Source organism: Streptomyces sp. AM8-1-1 (assembly GCF_032229325.1).
Lineage (GTDB): Bacteria > Actinomycetota > Actinomycetes > Streptomycetales > Streptomycetaceae > Streptomyces > Streptomyces achmelvichensis.
Map to the genome: position 1 here is coordinate 1,755,633 of NZ_CP135086.1, position 19,654 is coordinate 1,775,286.

Consider the following 19,654-nt stretch of genomic DNA (forward strand, 5'->3'; position numbering starts at 1 on the left):
CGTCACCCGATGCCAGGGATGAGGGAGATGAGCAGGTCGATGAGTTTGATGCCGATGAACGGGGCGATGAGGCCGCCGAGTCCGTAGATCCCGAGGTTGCGGCGGAGCATCTTGTCGGCGCTGGTCGGCCGGTACTGCACGCCCTTGAGGGCGAGCGGCACGAGCGCGACGATGATCAGCGCGTTGAAGATGACCGCGGACAGGATCGCGGACTCCGGTGAGGACAGGCCCATGATGTTGAGCTTGTCCAGGCCCGGGTAGACCACCGCGAACATCGCGGGGATGATCGCGAAGTACTTCGCGACGTCGTTGGCGATCGAGAAGGTCGTCAGAGCGCCTCGGGTGATGAGGAGCTGCTTGCCGATCTCGACGATCTCGATCAGCTTCGTCGGGTTGGAGTCCAGGTCCACCATGTTCCCGGCCTCCTTGGCGGCCGAGGTACCGGTGTTCATGGCCACTCCGACGTCCGCCTGGGCCAGCGCGGGGGCGTCGTTCGTACCGTCGCCGGTCATCGCGACCAGCTTGCCGCCGGCCTGCTCCCGCTTGATGAGCGCCATCTTGTCCTCGGGCGTGGCCTCGGCGAGGAAGTCGTCGACACCCGCCTCCTCGGCGATCGCCCGGGCGGTGAGCGGGTTGTCACCCGTGATCATGACCGTCTTGATGCCCATGCGCCGCAGTTCGTCGAACCGCTCACGCATGCCTTCCTTGACGACGTCCTTGAGGTGGATGACACCCAGGATCCGGGCGCCCCGGTCGTCCTCGACGGCGACCAGCAGCGGGGTGCCGCCGGCCTGCGAGATCGTGCCTGCGAGGGTGTCGGCGTCGTCGGAGACGGTGCCACCGCGCTCGGCGACCCAGGCGATGACCGAACCCGCCGCGCCCTTGCGGACCTTGCGGCCGTCGACATCCACACCCGACATCCGGGTCTGGGCGGTGAAGGCGATCCACTCGGCGTGCGCCAGTTCGCCCTGGTGGCGCTCGCGCAGCGCGTACTTCTCCTTCGCCAGGACGACGATGGAGCGGCCCTCGGGGGTCTCGTCGGCGAGCGAGGAGAGCTGGGCCGCGTCCGCCAGGTCGGCCTCCGTGACTCCCTTGACCGGGACGAACTCGGCGGCCTGGCGGTTGCCGAGGGTGATGGTGCCGGTCTTGTCGAGAAGGAGGGTGGAGACGTCGCCCGCGGCCTCGACAGCGCGGCCGGACATGGCCAGCACATTGCGCTGGACCAGCCGGTCCATGCCCGCGATACCGATGGCCGAGAGCAGTGCGCCGATCGTGGTCGGGATCAGACAGACCAGCAGTGCGGTCAGCACGATCATGGTCTGTTCGGCGCCGGCGTACTTCGCGAACGGCTGGAGGGTGACGACCGCGAGCAGGAAGACGATGGTCAGCGAGGCGAGCAGGATGTTCAGCGCGATCTCGTTGGGTGTCTTCTGACGGGCCGCGCCCTCCACGAGCGCGATCATCCGGTCGATGAACGTCTCACCGGGCTTCGCCGTGATCTTGATGACGATCCGGTCGGACAGCACCTTCGTACCACCGGTGACCGCGCTGCGGTCACCGCCGGACTCACGGATGACCGGGGCCGACTCGCCGGTGATGGCCGACTCGTCGACCGATGCGACGCCCTCGACGACGTCACCGTCGCCGGGGATGATGTCGCCGGCCTCGCAGACGACCAGGTCGCCGATGCGCAGCTCGGTGCCGGGCACCTGCTCCTCCGCCCTGCCGTCCTTGGTCAGACGGCGGGCGACGGTGTCGGTCTTGGCCTTGCGCAGGGTGTCGGCCTGCGCCTTGCCGCGCCCCTCGGCCACGGCCTCCGCCAGGTTGGCGAAGATCGTGGTCAGCCAGAGCCAGGCGGCGATCGCCCAGCCGAACCAGTTGGTCGGGTCCGTGATCGCGAAGATCGTCGTCAGCACGGAGCCGACCAGGACCACGAACATCACGGGCGACTTGATCATCACCCGCGGGTCGAGCTTCCTGAGGGCGTCCGGCAGGGACGTGATCAGCTGCTTCGGGTCGAACAGACCCCCGCCGACGCGGGCCGCGTCGGGCTTGTGACCGGTGGGCGCATCGCTGTGAGGCGCCCGGGTCGGTGTGGCAGTGGACATGGAGCGGGGCTCCTCGTGCTTCTTCGTTGCGGGGGTCATGACGCCAGTCCTTCGGCGAGGGGGCCCAGCGCCAGTGCCGGGAAGTAGGTCAGACCCGCGATGATCAGGATGGTGCCGACCAGCAGGCCCGCGTAGAGGGGCTTGTCGGTCCGCAGGGTGCCCGCGGTCGCCGGCACCGGCTTCTGCTCGGCGAGGGAGCCCGCCAGGGCGAGGACGAACACGATCGGCAGGAAGCGGCCCAGGAGCATCGCGAGACCGAGGGTGGTGTTGAACCACTGCGTGTCCGCGTTCAGACCCGCGAAGGCCGAGCCGTTGTTGTTGGCCGCCGAGGTGTACGCGTAGAGGATCTCGGAGAAGCCGTGCGCACCCGAGTTGGTCAGCGAGTTCACCGGGGTCGGCAGGACCAGCGCCGCGGCGGTGAAGCACAGCACCAGCGCCGGGGTGATGAGGATGTAGCAGGCCGCGAGCTTGATCTCGCGGGTGCCGATCTTCTTGCCGAGGTACTCGGGGGTACGGCCGACCATCAGGCCCGCGATGAACACGGCGATGATCGCCATGATCAGGATGCCGTAGAGACCGGAACCCGTACCACCGGGGGCGATCTCGCCCAGCTGCATCCCCAGCATGGTGATACCGCCGCCGAAGCCCGTGAACGAGGAGTGGAAGGAGTTGACCGCGCCGGTCGAGGTGAGCGTCGTGGCCACCGCGAAGATCGACGAGCCGCCGACTCCGAAGCGGGTCTCCTTGCCCTCCATCGCGCCGCCGGCGATGTCGAACGCCGGGCCGCCGTGGTGGAACTCGGTCCACATCATCAGCGCGGTGAACCCGATCCAGATCGCCACCATCGTCGCCAGGATCGCGTAGCCCTGCTTGACCGAGCCGACCATCTGGCCGAAGGTGCGCGTCAGCGCGAACGGGATCAGCAGGATCAGGAAGATCTCCAGCAGATTGGACAGGCCGTTCGGGTTCTCGAAGGGGTGGGCCGAGTTGGCGTTGAAGTAACCGCCGCCGTTCGTGCCCAGCTCCTTGATGGCCTCCTGCGAGGCCACCGCGCCGCCGTTCCACTCCTGCGTGCCGCCCATGAACTGGCCGACCTCGTGGATCCCGGCGAAGTTCTGGATCGCGCCGCACGCGACCAGGAGGATCGCACCGATCACGGCGATGGGCAGCAGGATGCGGACGGTGCCGCGGACCAGGTCTGCCCAGAAGTTGCCCAGCTCACCGGTGCGGGCGCGGGCGAAGCCCCGGACGAGGGCGACCGCGACGGCGATGCCGACGGCGGCGGAGACGAAGTTCTGCACCGCCAGACCGCCGGTCTGGACGACGTGGCCCATGGCCTGCTCGCCGTAGTACGACTGCCAGTTGGTGTTCGCGACGAAGGACGCGGCGGTGTTGAACGCCTGGTCCGGGTCGATCGAGGCGAAGCCGAGCGAGCCGGGCAGGCTGCCCTGGAGCCGCTGGAGCAGGTAGAGGAAGAGGACGCCGACCGCGGAGAAGGCCAGCACACCGCGCAGATAGGCGGGCCAGCGCATCTCGGCGGACGGGTTGGCGCCGATGGCCTTGTATATCCACTTCTCGACCCGCAGATGCTTGGTCGAGGAGTAGACCCGGGCCATGTAGTCGCCGAGCGGGCGGTACGCCAGCGCCAGCGCGACGATCAGCGCGAGCATCTGGAGCACGGCGGCGAGGATGGGACTCATGACAGGGCTCAGAACCTCTCCGGGTACACAAGGGCGAGGACGAGGTAGCCCAGCAGGGCGACGGCCACGATCAGGCCGACGATGTTCTCGGCAGTCACAGCTTCGCCACCCCCTTGGCGATGAACGCCACCAGCGCGAAGACCGCGATCGTGATGACGACGAAGGCCACGTCGGCCATCGTGAGCTCCTCAAAGAGAGGCGGAAAATGTTCGGACCTCTTGAGGAAACCTCGTCCCCCGGCGGACATGCCTGTCGTTGACGGGTCTCTTACGGCCATCGGCGCTGCCTTGACGGCTCTCTGACGTCCACCGCTCCGACCTGTGAGAATGCGGTCCGGCACTCCGCCGTTCGGGGGTTGCCGGCCTCGCCGAGAGGGCGGTTTTCCGCCATCTGACCGGCGTCCGGGCGACACGGCCGGGCGCCCGCCGGATTCGGGCCGCGCGCCTGGCGCCCTGCCACGCGTCCCATGACTCCGTCGCCCGCGGAAAGGAACGGCACGGCCCCGCGGCATTCCACGATTCCGGCCGACCATGGGTCACACTGACGGTCAGTCAATGCCCGACCGGAAGGCTCTGGACGTGCTGGTCAGAAATCGCATTCGCGCATTTCTTCTCGTCTTCTCCTGCGCCGGACTTCTGCTCACGGGGTGTTCGGCGGGGCCGGACACCGGCGGCGCTCCCGACCCGGCGAACGCCCCGCGCGTCACCGCGTCGCCGCGCGGACAGGCAGGGGCGCAGGTGAAGAAGGCGGACGCCGGTGTGATCCGGGGGCTGGGACCCGTCACCAGCTCCCGCGTCCCCGCCGGCACACGGCAGGCACTGGTCGTCACCGGAGCGGGCGTGGATTCCTCCATCGCCTCGGCGGTCCTGTACCAGCGCGAGACGGGCCGGCCGTGGGCCGCGGTGGCGGGCCCCTGGCCGGCGCACAACGCACTGCGCGGGTGGACGGACGACCACGTCGTGGACGACCTGCGCTCGCCCGTCGGTGTCTTCTCCCTGGGTGACGCCGGCGGGCGGCTCCCGAATCCCGGTACGAAACTCCCCTACGACCAGGACGAGCAATTCACGGAATCCGGTATCGGCTTTCTGGGTGAATCGCTGGAAGGCTCTTTCAACTACGTCGTCGCCATTGATTACAACCGCATTCCCGGTACGTCACCGCTGGACCGGAACCGGCCCGAGGGCGAGGAAAAGGGCGGCGGTATCTGGGTACATGTGGATCACGGCGGACCCACGCGCGCGTGCGTGTCGCTGGAGCAGCCCCACATGGTGGATCTGCTGCTCCGGCTCGACCCGGCCAGGAACCCGGTCATCGTCATGGGCGATGTGGCCTCACTGATGCGCTGACCCGGCGTACGGCCGCCTGCTCGTCAGGGGCGGCCGTGCCAGTCGAGGCACACCACCATCGCGTCGTCGTCCGCCTCGCCCTCCCCGCGGTGCCCGGAGAGCTCCTTCAGAACGGCGCCGGGTACCTGGGAGGGCGGCAGCAGACGGGTGGAGGTGATGGCCCGGGCCAGGGCCTTCTCGCCGTAGCGTTCGCCGGCGGGCGAGAGGACGTCGTAGACGCCGTCGCTGGCGAACAGCAGGCGGTCGCCGGGCTGCACCTGGAAGCGCTGGGCGGTGTAGATCGTCTCCTCGAACATGCCGAGCGGCAGCTGGGGTTCGAGTTCGATGGGCTCGATCCTGCCCTGCCGCATGCGCCACATCTTCGGGGATCCGGCGTCGACGATCTCCACGTCTCCGGTGGCGAGGTCGAAGCGCAGCAGGAGCGCCGCGACATGGACGATGCCGTGGTAGTGCCCGTAGACCGCCTGGTCGGCGAGGAAGGCCTGGTCCACGAGCGAGAGTCCCGCACGGCGGGCGTTGCGCAGTCCGTTGATGGCGAGGTTGGTGAGCAGGGCGGCCTCGATGCCCTCGCCCATGCCGTTGGTGAGCGTGAGGGTGAACTGGTCCGCGTCGCCCGACCAGTCGAAGTTGTCACCGTGTGTGGAGTACGCGGGCTCCAGCTGGGCGCCGATCTCGTACTCCGGGCGGATGCGGGAGCGGCCGGGCAGGAGCTGCCACTGCATCTCGGCGGCGAGCGTGAGCCTGGTGGCGCGGCTCGCCTCGAGGAAGCGGTCGGTGTCCCGCCCGGCCACGATGATCTCGTGTCCCAGGATCTCCGCGATGTCCGTCAGTTCCCGCTCGGCGTCGGGTGTGAACCGGTCGGCGGGGAGTTCGACGGTGAGGACTCCGAGGCGGTCGCCGCGGACGCTGACCGGCAGGTGGACGGTGCACTGCTGCGACCGCTCGTCCTTCTCCACATGAGGCTGCTGGGCCCCGAAGGCGCGGCCCTGTCCGTTGGCGTGGGCGGGGACCGAGTGGTCCGCGCCGGAGGGGACGTTGACGGGCTGCAGTATGGTCATCGCGTAGTCGGCGAGGAGCAGATCGACGGAGACGGCCGCGTAGTGGACGGCGAGCGCGCCCTGCACTGCCTCGAGGAGTGCGTGAGGCGCAGCCCCGCGCAGCGCACGTTCCACGGCCGTGAATCTGTCCACCGTTCGATTACCACCTGTTCGGGAAGAATGAGCAAAAGGACCGGATGGCCTCTTATGTCTCAGCGACTGACAAGGCCGTTGCGAAGTGTCACAGTTGGGGGCATGCATTCCGAGACTTCTTCGAACGACGATCGGGCTGCCGCCGTCCACGCAGCCCGTGAGGTCATCGAACTTCTCGAAGTGCTCTGGCACCAAGGCCGCGACGCGACGTCCACGGCCCCCGTCTCGTCCTCGCAACTGCGCGTGCTGTACATCCTCGACCGCGACCAGCCCATCAACCTGCGCACACTCGGCGAGGTCCTCGGGTCGGCACCCTCGTCGGTGAGCCGGATGTGCGATCGACTCGAAGCCCTGGGCTTCATCCAGCGATCTCCCAGCTCAGCCAGCCGCCGCGAGCTGGAGCTGCGCCTGTCGGGCCGGGGTGAGAGCTACCTCCGGGATCTGCGGATCCGGCGCGAAGGCGCACTGCTCGAGGTCATCTCCAGCATGACACCCGCGGAGCGTACGGCGCTCGTGGACGGCCTCGGCGGCTTCCGCTTCGCCTTCGAGGGCGCGCCCTCCAAGGACGGACGGGCGGGCACCGCGGCGGAGTCCGCCTGACCGGGACGTTCGGGAGCGGGATCCCTGCACGGTTCACCTGCCTTGTTCCGGAGCGTAGGGACGGCGCGGAGGCACGGACGCTGATCCGCACGAGGTCAGATTGTTTCCTTTGGTGGACAGTTGTCAAACGACAACCGTTGGTGCTGCGCCACTGCCATCAGCTTCCGGGGGACGACAGCGCCCGGATGAGGTGGGCGCGCGCGATGGTGCACGCGACCCCGAAGGCCTCCACCTCGGGCCCCGACGCGGGCAGGGCCGCCCCGATCAGATCCGCCGTGCGCGCGTGATGGCTGCGCACCTCTTCCGCGCCTGCCGGGCTGAGCTCGACCAGCGTCCTGCGCCGGTCCTTCGGATCGGCGTGCCGCGCGAGGAGCCCGGCACTCTCCAGCCGGGCGCACAACCGGCTGGTGGAGGGCGCGGTGGTACCCAGTGCCCGCCGCAGCTCGGCGGGGCAGTCGGCTCCGCCCTGCACGGCGACCAGAGCCCGCAGCCACAGGTGGGGATGGGGCGCGGTGAGGCCGGCGTGCTCGGCCAGGGCCATCAGAGCCGCTACCGCGGTCTCGCTGCCCGCCGGAGCCTCGACTTCCACTTTGGCTGCATCTCTGCCTTCCCGGGGTATCAGCGCTTCACTGTCGCTCATCACACGTTCGGGTCGAGGTTCGCTGTCGTACTGCGCCTGCCCGGCATCGCGAGCGGCATGCGCGGGGCTGTCGGGGCCATCTTCGGGCCCTACAGCCCCTCCGCTAACATTTTCCGCGCGACAACCATGACGAGGTGGACCGAATGAACGCCAGTGAGCCTGAGGCCCGGCTCGACATCTGCGCAGTACTGCGCGAGCGGGGCGAGAAGGTGGCCGACCGGTGGGTGCAGCTTCAGCTGGAGCAGGCAGCGCTCGGGACCGGGATCACCGAAGCCGAACTCCGCGAGGAGGCCGACACCCTGGTCGACGCGCTGCGGGCCGGGCTGGAGAGCGACCAGCCGGTCGAGCAGCTGGTCGAGGCCCACCGGGGCCTGCACCAGGCGATCACCGAGCTGTCCCTGCTGCGGGCCCGGCGCGGAGCCTCGCCCGCCGTGATCGCGTCGGCCGTGCGGGCGCTGAAGGAAGCACTGCTGGAAGCCGTGCAGGACCTCTCGCGCGACAGCGCGTCCCTGTACGCCACCGCCCGGCTGACCGACCGCCTGCTGGACGCCGCGGCCGCGGTGTCCTTCGCCACGTTCGTGGAGGGGCGCGAGGAGATCATCCGGCGGCAGAGCCGCCAGCTGCTGGAGGTGTCCACGCCGGTCGTGCGGCTGTGGGACAAGGTGCTCGCGGTCCCGCTGATCGGCACGCTGGACACCGCCCGCACCCAGGTGGTGATGGAGAACCTGCTGGAGGCCATCCAGCAGTACGAGGCGCAGGTCGCGATCATCGACATCACCGGGGTGCCGACGGTGGACACCGCCGTGGCCCACCACCTGATGCAGACGGTCAACGCCGTACGGCTCATGGGCGCCGACTGTGTCATCAGCGGCATCCGCCCGCCCATCGCCCAGACCATCTCCCAGCTCGGCATCGACCTGTCCGCCATCCTCACCCGTGCCACCCTCGCCGACGCCCTGGCCGCCGCCATCCCTCTCACCGAGGCGTCCGGGCAGGCGACCGGTACAGCGGCTCTCCGGTGAGCGGCGGCGGTACCGCGGGCGTGCCGGTCCTGCGCCTGGGAGACGTCCTGATCACCGGGCTGCTGAACGAGCTCGACGACAAGGCGGCCATCGACTTCACCGACGAACTCACCGAGCGGATCGTCGCCGACCGGGCCTCCGGTGTGCTGATCGACATCTCCCGGCTGGAGATCATCGACTCGTTCGTCGCGCGCACCCTGATGGAACTGACCACCACCGCGGGCCTGCTCGGGGCACGCGTCGTGGTCGCCGGAATGCGGCCCGCCGTGGCCATCACCCTGGTGGAGCTCGGTCTTCAGCTCGACGGCGTCGAGACCGCGCTCAACGCCGAACAGGGCCTCGCCGCCCTGGGCTGGCGGCGGGTTCCCCAACTCCAGAAGGGGAGTGCCGGTGCTTCCACACGGTGAGGTCAACGCGGGGCCGGCCCCATCGCCGGGGCGTTCCACCGGTACGGAGACGGACGGCGACGAGACGTCCACGACGTACGAGATCCGGACCGCGGAGGACCTGCTCGTCGTCCGCCACGCGGTGCGAGCGGCCACCCAGCGCGCCGGTTTCGGACTGGTGGACCAGACACGCATCGTCACCGCCGCCAGCGAACTGGCCCGTAACGCCTACGTCCACGGCGGTGGCGGCACCCTCGCGATAGAGCACGTCCAGCGCACCGGTCAGCGCGGCCTGCGCCTGTCCGTGGCGGATCAGGGACCGGGCATCGCGGACGTCGAGCGGGCGCTCACCGACGGGTACACGACGGGCGCCGGCCTCGGACACGGCCTGGGCGGCGCGCGGCGCCTGATGGACGAGTTCGAGGTGGACACCGCCCCCGGGCAGGGCACGGTCGTCGTGGCGCTGCGATGGAACGCGCGGACGTGACGCCTGGCGTACCCCGGCCGACGGTGCAGATCCCCGTCGACCACCACAGTGCCGTTCAGGTCGCGGCGGACCGGGCGCGCGCGCTCGCACGGGAGTGCGGCCTGCCCGGGGCGCTGCCGGACCACGCGGCCGTCCTGGCCAGCGAACTCGCCACCAACATCGACAAGCACGCCCGCGACGGCGCGATCTACCTCCAGCCGTCCCCCCGCGGGGACGGGCTGGACGTCGTCGCGGTGGACCGGGGACCCGGTATCGCGGACATCCCGCTGAGCTTCACCGACGGCTACACCACGACCCGCACCCTGGGTGCCGGCCTGGGCACGGTGCTGCGTACCGCGACCGACTTCACGCTGCGCTCGGACCCCGGGCACGGCACCCTCGCCCACGCATGGCTCACCGACACGCCCGGACATCAACACCCCGCCGGCGTGGGCGGGTTGTGCCTTCCTGCGACCGGGGAGGAGGTGAGCGGGGACGGCTACGCCGTCGCCCGGCACGACGGCGTCTGGACCGGACTCGTGCTCGACGGACTCGGCCACGGCCCCGAGGCGGCCACGGCCACCCGGCGCGCCGTGCGGACGTTCCGGGCAGAACCCGACCTGCCACCGGCGGAAATCCTCACGGCCCTGCACAAGGCGCTGCGGCACAGCCGGGGCGCCGCCGCCACCGTCGTGCGGGTGCATCCGGGATACGTCGAACACTGTGGGATCGGCAACATCCGGGTGGTGATGTGCTCCCGCGAAGGCATTGCCCAGCAGTTCACCGGGCAGCCGGGGATAGTGGGATACAACATGCCGACACCACGCACCGTGCAGCTCGAACGCGCTGCCGCGGTGCTCGTGCACACCGACGGGATCGACCACCGCTGGACGCGTGACGTCCCGCCGGCACAGCTGCGCCTGCCGCCCACGCTGCTGGCGGCATCCCTGATGCACTCCCACCGCCGGCACCGGGACGATGCCACGGCACTCGTCCTCGGCGATCTCCCCCAGGGGCAGTCATGATCCGCGATACGTTCCGTACGGTGCACGCACTGCGCCGTACGGCCCGCAGGATCGCCGTCACCCACCGCCTCAGCGCCGAGCAGCGGGCCCGGCTGGTGATGTCGCTCAGCCAGGTCGCCGCCCCTCCCCTGAACAGCGGGCGTCTGGTCACGCTCACCGCCGCGCAGGAGTCCGGCCGCGGCGGCGACCAGGTGGTCGTCACGCTGCGGTTCACCCACCCGGAAGCCCCGAGCGTCACGGACCCCGAGACCCTGCCGCTGCCGGGGAGGGCCACTTCCGACGGCACCCTGGTCTGGCGCCTTGCGGCCCCTCCCACGGGGCAGCAACCCGCCGGCGGGGAGCAGCCGGGCCATCAGCCGGGCCGGATCGTCCTGCCGTCGCCGGGCGAGCGGTCGCACAACGGCCGGACGCACTCCGCCACCGCCGTGGCCGGCGCCGAGGCGGACCTGGCGCTGGTCGAGGAGGAGCTGCAGGCCACCCTCGCCCGCGCGGACGCCCTCGCGGTCGAGCACCGCCGCCTGGAGGAGGAGCTGGCGGAGACCAACAGCGGTGTCCTCGCCCTCTACGTGCAGCTGGAGGAGCGGGACGAACAACTGCGTGCGGCCCACGGGCACACCCTGCGCGCCCTGGAGGACGCGCTCCGCCCGCGCCCGCTGCGTGCGGACGGCGTCGAACTGGCCGTGCACTACGCCCCCGCCAGCGACGACGCCCCCACCGGCGGGGACCTCTACGACTGGTTCACCCTGCCGGACGGCACCGTGCACATCACCATCGTCGACGCGCTCGGCCACGGCGTCACCAGCACCCGGACCGCTCTGACCGTGACCCATGCGGTGCGCACGCTGGCGCTGGAGGGGCACTCACTCGGCAGCATCGTGTCCCGTACGGACGAGATCCTCGCGTCGTTCGACCAGAACGTGATGGCGACCCTTCTGCTGGCCCGCCTCGACCCCGCGTCCGGCGAACTCGCACTGGCCAACGGCAGCCATCCGCCCGCCCTGCTGGTGCGCGCCGACGGGACCGCGTCGTACCTGGAGGTGCGCGGCCGGGGCATCGGCTACCCCCAGCCGGGCAGCGAGCGGGTCCTCACGACCGAACTGGAGCCGGACGACCTCGTCATCCTCTACACCGACGGGCTGACCGAGTGCCGGCGCGACCCCTACGAGGGCGAAGCGGCCCTGATGACCTCCGCCCTGCGCCACCGTGCCCTGCCCACCGGCCGCATCCCCGGCGCCATCGCCGCGGACATACTCGTCGACGTGCTGCACAGCGACGACACCCTCGCCATCGCCGCCCGCTTCACCTCCACAGGAGCCGGGAGTGACGACGGAGAACCGGGGTAGACGAGCAGGGCCGCAGAGCGCGGAACACGCAGGGCGCAGGAGCAGCATGGAACAGATCGAACTGACCGGCAGGGACGCGGTGCTGTCCTCCGGTACCACGCCGTGGGCGAGCGTCTGTTACGACGGTGCGCCGGAGAGCATCGCCGCCGCACGGTCGTTCACCAAGGAATTCCTGACGCGTGTGCAGGCCGAGTTCGGCCTTCCCGTGTCGGCACACGCGATCGGGACGGCGCAGCTGGTCGTCAGCGAGCTGGTGACCAATGCCTGCAAGTACGCTCCCGGTCCCTGCCTCATGGACCTGGAAGTGACCGGAGGTCTCCTGGAGATCACCGTGTGGGACACCAGCACCGTCCTGCCGGTCGCCCGCGCGGCCGAGCCGGGAAGGGTCGGCCAGCACGGACTGGAGATCGTCCTCGCCCTGTGCGAGGGCTTCGACGTCAGGCGCGACCCGGTCGGAAAGCGGATCAAGGTCCGCACCACCCTCGGCCTGTAGACCGCCTCCGGTCCGCAGCCCGGGCGCCTGGCCTGTTCTGTCACTGCCGCGCACTCCTGCGACGCCGGCCGCGGGGGTGCTCCCGACCTTCGAGGGACGAACCACCATGGATCATCAGTCCACACACTCCGCCGCCGATGCGGACCTGCCGAGAGTGACCCTGCTGTCGGACGCGGCCGATCCGGTCCGAGTCATCTCGGCGGCCGGGGCGTTCGACCTCGGCTCGCTCCAGCAGCTTCAGGACGTCCTCGCCGAATCGGCCGGGGATGCGGCCGTACGGACCGTGCTCGACCTCTCGCGTGTGACGTTCGGCGACTCCAGCCTGCTCAATCTGCTGCTGAGCACCCACTCCGAGCAGAATCTGGTGCTGGCCGGCCCGCTCAGCCCTCCGGTGCACAGGCTCTTCCAGGTGACCGGCACGGACACGATCTTCGCCATCGCCCCCGACCTGGACGCCGCGCGCTCGGCCTGACGGGGTCCCGGCCATCGGGTGCACCGACGGACAGTGGGAGAGCGCATGCAGCGGCCGATCGACGTACTGGTGATCGGGGCGGGCCTGGCAGGCCTCGCCTGTGCTCACGACCTCGGCATGGCCGGGCTGTCCGTCCAGCTCCTGGAGGCCTCGGACGACGTCGGTGGCCGGATGCGCACCGACCGCCGTGACGGCTTTCTGCTCGACCGCGGGTTCCAGGTCTTCAACACCTCCTATCCGCAGGTCAAGAAGCGGCTGGCGCTGCGGGACCTGCGGCTGCACCCCTTCACTCCCGGCTTCCTGCTGCACCGGGGCGGCGAGATGCTGCGGGTCGTGGACCCCACCCGGCGGCCGCGGGCGGTGGCCGACCTCCGGCCGGGACGTCTCGCGCCGGCCCGGGACATGGCGGCCCTCGGCGTGCTGACAGCACGGGACATGCTGGCGCCGGCGGCCCTGCTGAAGCGGGGTCCGGACCGCACCACGTGGACTGCCCTCGCGGAGGCCGGAGTCGGTGACGAGACGGTCGACACCGTGCTGAGGCCCTTCCTCTCCGGGGTGTTCCTGGAGGACGAACTGGAGACGTCCGCGCGCTTCTTCCATCTGGTGTGGCGCAGCATGACGCGCGGCAGCCTGTGTCTGCCCGACGCGGGCATCGGGGCCGTGCCGGCGCAGCTCGCCGACCGGCTGCCGCCCGGCACGGTGAGTCTCGGGACGCCGGTCACGGCCGTCACGGACAGCGGGGTCCTGCTCGACGACGGAAGTGAGCGGTCCGCACCTGCCGTCGTCGTGGCCACCGGTCCGCGGGCGGCGTCGCGTCTGCTGCCCGGGCTGGAGGTACCGGGGACGCGGACGGTCACGACGTACTACCACGCCGCCTCCACCCCGCCGCTGGCCGAGCCGACCCTGGTCACCGACAGCAGGCACCGGTTCCTCAACACCTGTGTGCTCAGCGAGGTCTCCCGGTCGTACGCGCCCGAGGGCCGGTCGCTGATCTCCACCTCGGTGCTCGGCCGTGACGAGCCAGGACGCGAACGGGCGCTGCTCGCCGACCTCGCGGACGTCTACGTCACCGGTACCGGGTCCTGGGAGCCGGTGGCGACGTACACCGTCGAGGACGCCCTGCCGGCGATGCCGCCGCCGTGGCCGCTGAGCCGCTCCACGCGCTTCGGTCCCGGGCGCTATCTGTGCGGCGACCACCGCGCGACCGGCTCGGTGCAGGGCGCTCTGGCCTCCGGGTCGAGGGCGGCCCGCGAAATCCTGGCCGACCGGAACGCCGGGCCGCGGGGGCGCGGGTAGGGCCTGTCGTTCGGATCCTGCCGGGGCTCGCGTGCCCTGGTGCGCACTCCCCCGGTAGCCCTGCGGGCACGGGAGGTACCCCCACGCCGCGTTGTCGTCAGTCGCCGACAGGCCCCCGGTAGCCCTCCGGGCACGGGCAGTACCCCCACCGCGTCGGCTCCCTCCTCCGCCTCGCGAGCCCTGCGGGCGTAGGGGGGACCCCCTTCACTGACCCAGCCTGATCCGAACGACGGACCCCGGTCTCCCCGGCGCCCCGCCGGGCGTCGCGGGACGTCAGGCGCCCAGCGCCGATTCCAGGGCTGCGAGCGCCTCGCCCAGCCCCAGTGGACGCACCGTGCCCGCGACGCGCGGGCCAGCCCACCCCGGTCCGGCGGTCAGGACCACCGGCTTTCTGCGCGCGCCCCGGACACCCCAGGTGATCCGGGCGACGTGCTGGGCCAGCGGCGCGCTCGCGGTCGTCCGCGACTGCGCCCAGAGCACCACCGCCGCCGGCCCGGTCCTGCGGACGGCGCCGTCGAGCGCCTCGACCGGCAGGGCGGGCCCGTACATCCGCACCGGCAGACCGCGTTCGGCGAGGGCCGCCGCGAGGGCTTCGAGCGGCAGGGTGTGGTTCTCCCCCGGCACGCAGGCCAGCAGCACGGGTGCGCCCGGCTCCTTCCCGGACGCGGGGCCGACACTCCGCCGCAGTGCGCTGGAGACGTGCCACGAGAGCAGGTGCTCGACCTCGACGTATTGCTCGCCGGAGCGCTCCCACTTGCGACCGACGGCGCGCAGCGTGGGCACGATGACCTCGTCCCAGGCGGTGACCAGCCCGTGCTCCGCGATCACCGCGGCCAGCAGGGTGTCGACGGCCCGGGCGTCGAGACGGAGCGCGGCGCGTGCGAGGCCCCGGCACTCCTGGCGTACGTCGCCGAGCTGCAGTCCGGTGCGGGCCCCGCGCCGGCGGCCCGGCTCCTTGTGGACCGGCGGCTGCGGACCCGTCTCCCCCGCCGCCCCGGCACCGCCGGCCACCACGGCTCCTGACGGTGAGGCGGCGAGGACGACGCGGGCGGCCTCGGCGGGCGGGAGGCCGGTGCTGGTCAGCGCGCACATGCGCTCCAGCATCGCGATGTCCTCGTCGGTCCAGCGGCGGTGTTTCCTGCCGTCGCGCCCGGCGGGGCCGATGCCGTAACGCCGGTCCCACGAGCGCAGCGTGGTGGGCGCGACCCCGAGCCGGCGCGCGACCGCTCCGGTGGTGAGGCCGCCGGCCTGCCGTGGTCCGTCAGCCGCGGAAGTGTCCACGCCTTCGAGCATACGACGCACAAACGACGCGTGTTGCCCGCGTCGATTCGCCCGTCCAAGACTGAGTCACCCCCGCGGAACACCGGCCCGGTGTCCCAGGGGGCGAGCCGCGGACAGCGGCGTCGGACCTGTTCGACGCACCGACCGGCCGGGATCCGGCGGAGGGAGCGAGACCATGACCACGTCAGCACTGGCCGGCCCGGCCGGGCAGCTGCATCCACCGGCCGAGGAGACCCACGAGTCCGGGCAGTTCGCCGAGGGGCTGCTGCGCGGCGACGAACAGAGCTTCGCCGCGGTCTACCGCCACTGGGCACCGCTGGTGCACACACTGGCCGCCCGCACTCTCGGCGACGCGCGCGAGGCCGAGGACGTCACTCAGCAGGTCTTCCTCGCGGCATGGCGGGGCCGGTCGGGATTCCGGCCGGAGCGCGGCCCGCTCGGCGCCTGGCTCGTCGGGATCACCCGGCGCAAGACGGTGGACGCCCTGGCCGCGCGGACCCGGCGCACCGAACTCGCCGCGGCCGCCGCCCATGTACCGGCGCAGGCCGCCGAGCCGAAGTCCGGCGTGTCGCCCGAGGAGTGTCTGGACCGGGTGCTCCTCGCGGACGAACTGGCGAAACTGCCGCTCCCCCAGCGGGAGGTGCTGTGCCTGGCCTTCTACGAGGACCTGACGCAGGTGCAGATCGCCGAGCGCACCGGCATCCCGCTCGGCACGGTCAAGAGCCACGTACGGCGCGGGCTGCACCGGCTGCGGCGGCGGATCACCGAGACCTACGGCCCGTCCCGGTCCGGTGCGGCGCTGTGAGGTCCACGGCGTCTACCGGCCGGGCCCGGGGGCCGACGTGTCGCGCGCCGGCCCCCTCTACTCCTTGCCGCGTGCGTGCTTGAAGCGCGCCAGGCCCTCGGACAGTTCGACGATCGGCTCCGGGTAGTCATACTGCTCGCGGTCCAGCCCCTTAAGCCGCCACGGCTCGTGCACCGCGGAGCCGCGCAGCTCCGCCAGCTCCGGCACCCAGCGGCGTACATACACGCCGTCGGGGTCGAAGCGCTTGCCCTGGACGACCGGGTTCAGCACACGGTTGGGGCGGGTGTCGGTGCCGGTGCCGGCCACCCACTGCCAGTTGAGCTGGTTGTTGGCGATGTCGCCGTCCACCAGCTGTTCCAGGAAGTGGCGGGCGCCGATGCGCCAGTCGACGTAGAGCGTCTTGGCCAGGAAGGAGGCGGTCAGCAGCCGGCCGCGGTTGTGCATCCATCCCTCGTGCCGCAGTTGGCGCATCGCGGCGTCGACCACGGGGTATCCCGTGCGGCCCTGCTTCCAGGCCTCGATCTCCTCGGCCGCGTCCTCCTCGGTGCGCCATGCGTCGCCGTGGGGCCGGTAGTCGTCCCGGGAGGCCGCCGTACGCGCGGCCAGCACCTGGTGGTGGAAGTCGCGCCAGCACAGCTGACGGACGAAGGCCTCCGCCCCCGCGCCGCCGTGGTCCCGCGCGCGGTGCACGAGTTCGACCGGGGACAGCGCGCCGAAGTGGAGGTACGGGGAGAGCTTGGACGTGTCGTCGCCCGCCAGGTCGTCGTGGTGGTCCGCATAGCCGGCCAGTCCCCGCCGCTTCCAGGTGAGGAACTGTCTGCGGCCCGCCGTCTCGCCGCCCTCGGCCAGTCCGGGTGCCACCCCCTCCACGTCCTCGCGCGGCGGAAGCCGGTAGGAACCGACGTTGTCGGGGACCGTGACGCGCCGGGGTGCGCCGTAGGGAGTGCGAAGGTGTTCCTGCGCCCAGCGCCTGAAGTACGGGGTGAAGACGGCGAAGTGGTCGGAGCCCGCGGGCACCACAGCCCCCGGCGGTACGGCGGTGATCACGGCGTCGTGGACCTCCAGACGGCAGCCCTGCCCGTCCAGTTCGCGCCGCAGCTCCTCCTCGCGGCGGCCCGCGTACCCGGAGACTCCGGCCGCGGTGTGGACGGTCGACGCTCCCGTTTCCGCGACGACCTTGCACACCTCCTCCGCCGTACGGCCGGACCGCAGCACGAGCCGGCCTCCGCGCTCTGCGAGCCCGGCATCGAGATCCGCCAGGCAGTCCGCGAGGAACGCCCGCCGGTTGGGCGCGTCGAAACCGGCGGCCCGGATACCCGGGTCCAGCACGAACAGCGGGACCACCTCGTCCGCGGAGTTCACGGCCGCGCGCAGGGGCGGATGGTCGTGCAGCCGCAGGTCCGACGTGAACAGGACGACGGAGACCGTCATGGGCGTCTCTCCTGGTGGGGATGTCGATGTCAACGGGTGTCTACGGGGTCTACGGGGTCTACGGGGTCTACGGGGATGATTCGGGCACGGGCGGCCCGGCGGATGCACCCTGCACCGGGAGACCGGGTGCCCCGCTCAGCGGGAGACCGGCCGCCGGGAGGCCTCGGTGGGCCTGCCTTTCACCGCCGCCTGCGCGATGTTGCGGGCCATGCCGCCGAAGACGATCGTGTGGAAGGGCGACACGCTCCACCAGTAGGCGTGGCCGAGCAGGCCCCGGGGGTGGAAGAGCGCGCGCTGCCGGTAGCGGGTGCGTCCCCCGTCGTCGTCCTCGGCATACATCTCCAGCCACGCCAGACCCGGCAGCCGCATCTCGGCCCGCAGCCGCAGCAGTCGACCGGGCTCGATCGCCTCCACCCGCCAGAAGTCCAGCGAGTCCCCGACCCGCAGATGTTCGGCGTCCCGCCGTCCGCGCCGCAGGCCGACCCCGCCCACGAAGCGGTCGAGCCATCCCCGTACCGCCCACGCGAGCGGGAAGGAGTACCAGCCGTTGTCGCCGCCGATGCCCTCGATCACCCGCCACAGCGAGGCGCGCGGTGCGTCCACCACCAGTTCCCGGCAGTCCTTGTAGAGGCTGCCGCCCGCCCAGTCGGGGTCCGTCGGCAGCGGGTCGCTGGGCGCGCCGGGCAGCGAAGCCGACGACCAGCGTGTGGTGACCTGGGCCTCGCGTACCCGTCGCAGGGCGAGGGTGAGGGCCTGCTCGAAGGTGAGCGGGCGGCCCGGCACGTCGGGCACATAGCGCGCGATGTCGTGTTCGTCGCACACCACTTCGTGCCGCAGCGACTCGGTGAGGGGCCGGGCGATGGAGTGGGGTACGGGCGTCACCAGCCCGACCCAGTGGCTGGAGAGCCGAGGTGTGAGGACGGGGACGGGCACGATGAGCCGCCGCGGGAGTCCGGCCACGGTGGCGTAGCTGCGCATCATGTCGAGGTAGGTGATGACATCCGGACCGCCGATGTCGAAGGCGCGGTTCACGTCCTCGGGCATACGGGCCGCCCCGACGAGATACCGCAGGACGTCGCGTACGCCGATCGGCTGAATTCGGGTCCGCACCCAGCTGGGGGTCACCATGACCGGCAGGCGCTCGGTCAGATAGCGGAGCATCTCGAAGGACGCCGAACCGGAGCCGATGATCACGGCCGCGCGCAGGAAGGCCGCGGGGACCTCCGCGTCGAGGAAGATCTGCCCGACCTCGGCACGGGAGCGCAGATGCGCGGAGAGCTCGTGCCGGGGGACTCCGGCGGGTGTGAGACCGCCCAGGTAGACGATGCGCCGTACGCCTGCCGACCGCGCCGCGTCGGCGAAGATCCTGGCGGCCTCGCGGTCGGTGTCCTCGAAGTGCGAGCCGGTGCCCAGGGCGTGGACCAGGTAGTAGGCCACGTCGATGTCCTGCATCGCGGCCTTGACGGACGCGGGATCGGTGACATCGCCCCGGACCACCTCGGCGTCCTCGGCCCACGGATGGTCGCGCAGCTTGTCGGGAGAGCGGGCGAGACAGCGTACGGAGTGTCCGGCTTCGAGCAGCTCGGGCACCAGCCGGCCGCCGATGTATCCGGTGGCCCCGGTGACCAGGCACCGCAGCGGCGAGGTGTCCCGCCCCGTCTCCGGCTGGTCACGCGTCACCGGTCGGTACCCGGACTCCGGCCGGTCCTGCGCCCCCGTACGTCCGTTGTCCCCATCCGTCGGCATCGGCGCCTCCTGTGCCCGTGGTCCGCTCGTCCGTCGCATGATCCGCGACCGTGCTGTCGCCGAGCTGCACCGACACTTCCGGCGAAGGACGGCGAACGGATGCGGTCGCGGGACGGCGAGTGGCAGGTCACCCAGGACCGATCATGACTCGCACGGCGCCGGGACGCGCGGGGACACGGGCCCGGCAGGGCTCAGGAGCGCGCCTGCCGGGACCGCGTCATCACTTCGCCGCGACCGGGGGCGGCGGATGCACACGCACGGATGCCGCGCCCGCCGTCGTCCGGCGAGCGCGGCATCCGCTCGG

General features: G+C 71.4%; 20 protein-coding genes. 11 read left to right on the forward strand and 9 right to left on the reverse strand.

Features of this window, described 5'->3' with window-relative positions:
• Nucleotides 1-2: 2 nt before the first annotated feature.
• The 4 genes from kdpB to RPQ07_RS08000 are packed head-to-tail and all read right to left on the reverse strand — an operon-like array spanning nucleotide 3 to nucleotide 4,055.
• On the reverse strand, nucleotides 3-2,147 hold the full coding sequence (gene kdpB / locus RPQ07_RS07985) for a potassium-transporting ATPase subunit KdpB (protein ID WP_313943367.1): 2,145 nt from the start codon (nucleotides 2,145-2,147) through the stop codon (nucleotides 3-5).
• The gene (gene kdpA / locus RPQ07_RS07990; RefSeq protein ID WP_313943368.1) at nucleotides 2,144-3,808 is read right to left on the reverse strand and encodes a potassium-transporting ATPase subunit KdpA; all 1,665 of its coding nucleotides are present in this window, start codon (nucleotides 3,806-3,808) and stop codon (nucleotides 2,144-2,146) included. The genes kdpB and kdpA overlap by 4 nt, the downstream gene beginning before the upstream one ends.
• A gap of 8 nt (nucleotides 3,809-3,816) precedes the next feature.
• A complete protein-coding gene (gene kdpF / locus RPQ07_RS07995; RefSeq protein ID WP_063801986.1) occupies nucleotides 3,817-3,906 on the reverse strand; it encodes a K(+)-transporting ATPase subunit F in 90 nt (29 codons plus the stop codon).
• Nucleotides 3,903-4,055: a hypothetical protein gene (locus tag RPQ07_RS08000; protein ID WP_313943369.1), complete on the reverse strand. Its 153-nt coding sequence runs from the start codon at nucleotides 4,053-4,055 to the stop codon at nucleotides 3,903-3,905. Before RPQ07_RS08000 ends, kdpF begins: the two co-directional genes overlap by 4 nt.
• Nucleotides 4,056-4,362: 307 nt before the next feature.
• Between RPQ07_RS08000 and RPQ07_RS08005 the strand changes: the two genes are divergently transcribed.
• Complete coding sequence (locus RPQ07_RS08005; protein WP_313943370.1) at nucleotides 4,363-5,154, forward strand: hypothetical protein; 792 nt, start codon at nucleotides 4,363-4,365, stop codon at nucleotides 5,152-5,154.
• A gap of 23 nt (nucleotides 5,155-5,177) precedes the next feature.
• On the opposite strand, the gene RPQ07_RS08010 is transcribed toward RPQ07_RS08005, so the two are convergent.
• Nucleotides 5,178-6,344: a PP2C family protein-serine/threonine phosphatase gene (locus RPQ07_RS08010; RefSeq protein WP_313943371.1), complete on the reverse strand. Its 1,167-nt coding sequence runs from the start codon at nucleotides 6,342-6,344 to the stop codon at nucleotides 5,178-5,180.
• A 102-nt stretch (nucleotides 6,345-6,446) separates the two neighbouring features.
• On the opposite strand from RPQ07_RS08010, the gene RPQ07_RS08015 reads away from it, so the two are divergent.
• Complete coding sequence (locus tag RPQ07_RS08015) at nucleotides 6,447-6,944, forward strand: MarR family transcriptional regulator (RefSeq protein WP_313943372.1); 498 nt, start codon at nucleotides 6,447-6,449, stop codon at nucleotides 6,942-6,944.
• Nucleotides 6,945-7,101: 157 nt separating this feature from the next.
• Here RPQ07_RS08015 and RPQ07_RS08020 read toward each other — a convergent pair whose 3' ends face one another.
• The gene (locus RPQ07_RS08020; RefSeq protein ID WP_313943373.1) at nucleotides 7,102-7,533 is read right to left on the reverse strand and encodes a MarR family winged helix-turn-helix transcriptional regulator; all 432 of its coding nucleotides are present in this window, start codon (nucleotides 7,531-7,533) and stop codon (nucleotides 7,102-7,104) included.
• Between the two features lie 194 nt (nucleotides 7,534-7,727).
• Here RPQ07_RS08020 and RPQ07_RS08025 point away from each other — a divergent pair, with 194 nt between their 5' ends.
• The 8 genes from RPQ07_RS08025 to RPQ07_RS08060 all read left to right on the forward strand — a co-directional run bounded on the left by RPQ07_RS08025 (nucleotide 7,728) and on the right by RPQ07_RS08060 (nucleotide 14,087).
• The gene (locus tag RPQ07_RS08025) at nucleotides 7,728-8,606 is read left to right on the forward strand and encodes an STAS domain-containing protein (RefSeq protein WP_313943374.1); all 879 of its coding nucleotides are present in this window, start codon (nucleotides 7,728-7,730) and stop codon (nucleotides 8,604-8,606) included.
• Nucleotides 8,603-9,013, forward strand: a complete 411-nt coding sequence (locus RPQ07_RS08030; protein WP_313943375.1) for an STAS domain-containing protein — start codon at nucleotides 8,603-8,605, stop codon at nucleotides 9,011-9,013. Before RPQ07_RS08025 ends, RPQ07_RS08030 begins: the two co-directional genes overlap by 4 nt.
• The gene (locus RPQ07_RS08035; RefSeq protein WP_413777711.1) at nucleotides 8,991-9,479 is read left to right on the forward strand and encodes an anti-sigma regulatory factor; all 489 of its coding nucleotides are present in this window, start codon (nucleotides 8,991-8,993) and stop codon (nucleotides 9,477-9,479) included. Before RPQ07_RS08030 ends, RPQ07_RS08035 begins: the two co-directional genes overlap by 23 nt.
• Nucleotides 9,476-10,483, forward strand: a complete 1,008-nt coding sequence (locus RPQ07_RS08040; RefSeq protein ID WP_313943376.1) for a SpoIIE family protein phosphatase — start codon at nucleotides 9,476-9,478, stop codon at nucleotides 10,481-10,483. Before RPQ07_RS08035 ends, RPQ07_RS08040 begins: the two co-directional genes overlap by 4 nt.
• Nucleotides 10,480-11,826, forward strand: a complete 1,347-nt coding sequence (locus RPQ07_RS08045) for a PP2C family protein-serine/threonine phosphatase (protein ID WP_313943377.1) — start codon at nucleotides 10,480-10,482, stop codon at nucleotides 11,824-11,826. Before RPQ07_RS08040 ends, RPQ07_RS08045 begins: the two co-directional genes overlap by 4 nt.
• A 46-nt stretch (nucleotides 11,827-11,872) precedes the next feature.
• Nucleotides 11,873-12,319, forward strand: coding sequence for an ATP-binding protein (locus tag RPQ07_RS08050; RefSeq protein WP_313943378.1), 447 nt, complete (start codon nucleotides 11,873-11,875; stop codon nucleotides 12,317-12,319).
• A 106-nt stretch (nucleotides 12,320-12,425) separates the two neighbouring features.
• Entirely contained in the window at nucleotides 12,426-12,791 is a 366-nt protein-coding gene (locus RPQ07_RS08055; protein WP_313943379.1) for an STAS domain-containing protein, read from the forward strand.
• Between the two features lie 45 nt (nucleotides 12,792-12,836).
• Nucleotides 12,837-14,087: an NAD(P)/FAD-dependent oxidoreductase gene (locus RPQ07_RS08060; RefSeq protein ID WP_313943380.1), complete on the forward strand. Its 1,251-nt coding sequence runs from the start codon at nucleotides 12,837-12,839 to the stop codon at nucleotides 14,085-14,087.
• A 273-nt stretch (nucleotides 14,088-14,360) separates the two neighbouring features.
• On the opposite strand, the gene RPQ07_RS08065 is transcribed toward RPQ07_RS08060, so the two are convergent.
• Entirely contained in the window at nucleotides 14,361-15,380 is a 1,020-nt protein-coding gene (locus RPQ07_RS08065) for a MerR family transcriptional regulator (RefSeq protein WP_413777712.1), read from the reverse strand.
• A 163-nt stretch (nucleotides 15,381-15,543) separates the two neighbouring features.
• Between RPQ07_RS08065 and RPQ07_RS08070 the strand changes: the two genes are divergently transcribed.
• On the forward strand, nucleotides 15,544-16,173 hold the full coding sequence (locus RPQ07_RS08070) for an RNA polymerase sigma factor (RefSeq protein WP_313943382.1): 630 nt from the start codon (nucleotides 15,544-15,546) through the stop codon (nucleotides 16,171-16,173).
• A 57-nt stretch (nucleotides 16,174-16,230) separates the two neighbouring features.
• Here RPQ07_RS08070 and RPQ07_RS08075 read toward each other — a convergent pair whose 3' ends face one another.
• Together RPQ07_RS08075 and RPQ07_RS08080 are read right to left on the reverse strand one after the other, a co-directional pair.
• Entirely contained in the window at nucleotides 16,231-17,604 is a 1,374-nt protein-coding gene (locus RPQ07_RS08075; RefSeq protein ID WP_313943383.1) for a deoxyribodipyrimidine photo-lyase, read from the reverse strand.
• A gap of 135 nt (nucleotides 17,605-17,739) precedes the next feature.
• Nucleotides 17,740-19,284 carry an SDR family oxidoreductase gene (locus RPQ07_RS08080; RefSeq protein WP_413777826.1) on the reverse strand — a complete coding sequence of 515 codons (1,545 nt, stop codon included), beginning with the start codon at nucleotides 19,282-19,284 and terminating at the stop codon, nucleotides 17,740-17,742.
• Between the last annotated feature and the right edge of the window lie 370 nt (nucleotides 19,285-19,654).

Bases quoted from the DNA above. Each gene is read 5' to 3' on its own strand.
- RPQ07_RS08015 (WP_313943372.1), top strand. From the start codon at position 6,447: ATGCATTCCGAGACTTCTTCGAACGACGATCGGGCTGCCGCCGTCCAC.
- RPQ07_RS08050 (WP_313943378.1), top strand. From the start codon at position 11,873: ATGGAACAGATCGAACTGACCGGCAGGGACGCGGTGCTGTCCTCCGGT.
- kdpB (WP_313943367.1), bottom strand. From the start codon at position 2,147: ATGACCCCCGCAACGAAGAAGCACGAGGAGCCCCGCTCCATGTCCACT.
- RPQ07_RS08075 (WP_313943383.1), bottom strand. From the start codon at position 17,604: ATGACGGTCTCCGTCGTCCTGTTCACGTCGGACCTGCGGCTGCACGAC.
- RPQ07_RS08070 (WP_313943382.1), top strand. From the start codon at position 15,544: ATGACCACGTCAGCACTGGCCGGCCCGGCCGGGCAGCTGCATCCACCG.
- RPQ07_RS08000 (WP_313943369.1), bottom strand. From the start codon at position 4,055: ATGTCCGCCGGGGGACGAGGTTTCCTCAAGAGGTCCGAACATTTTCCG.
- RPQ07_RS08045 (WP_313943377.1), top strand. From the start codon at position 10,480: ATGATCCGCGATACGTTCCGTACGGTGCACGCACTGCGCCGTACGGCC.
- kdpA (WP_313943368.1), bottom strand. From the start codon at position 3,808: ATGAGTCCCATCCTCGCCGCCGTGCTCCAGATGCTCGCGCTGATCGTC.
- RPQ07_RS08065 (WP_413777712.1), bottom strand. From the start codon at position 15,380: ATGCTCGAAGGCGTGGACACTTCCGCGGCTGACGGACCACGGCAGGCC.
- RPQ07_RS08025 (WP_313943374.1), top strand. From the start codon at position 7,728: ATGAACGCCAGTGAGCCTGAGGCCCGGCTCGACATCTGCGCAGTACTG.
- RPQ07_RS08060 (WP_313943380.1), top strand. From the start codon at position 12,837: ATGCAGCGGCCGATCGACGTACTGGTGATCGGGGCGGGCCTGGCAGGC.
- RPQ07_RS08055 (WP_313943379.1), top strand. From the start codon at position 12,426: ATGGATCATCAGTCCACACACTCCGCCGCCGATGCGGACCTGCCGAGA.
- RPQ07_RS08005 (WP_313943370.1), top strand. From the start codon at position 4,363: ATGCCCGACCGGAAGGCTCTGGACGTGCTGGTCAGAAATCGCATTCGC.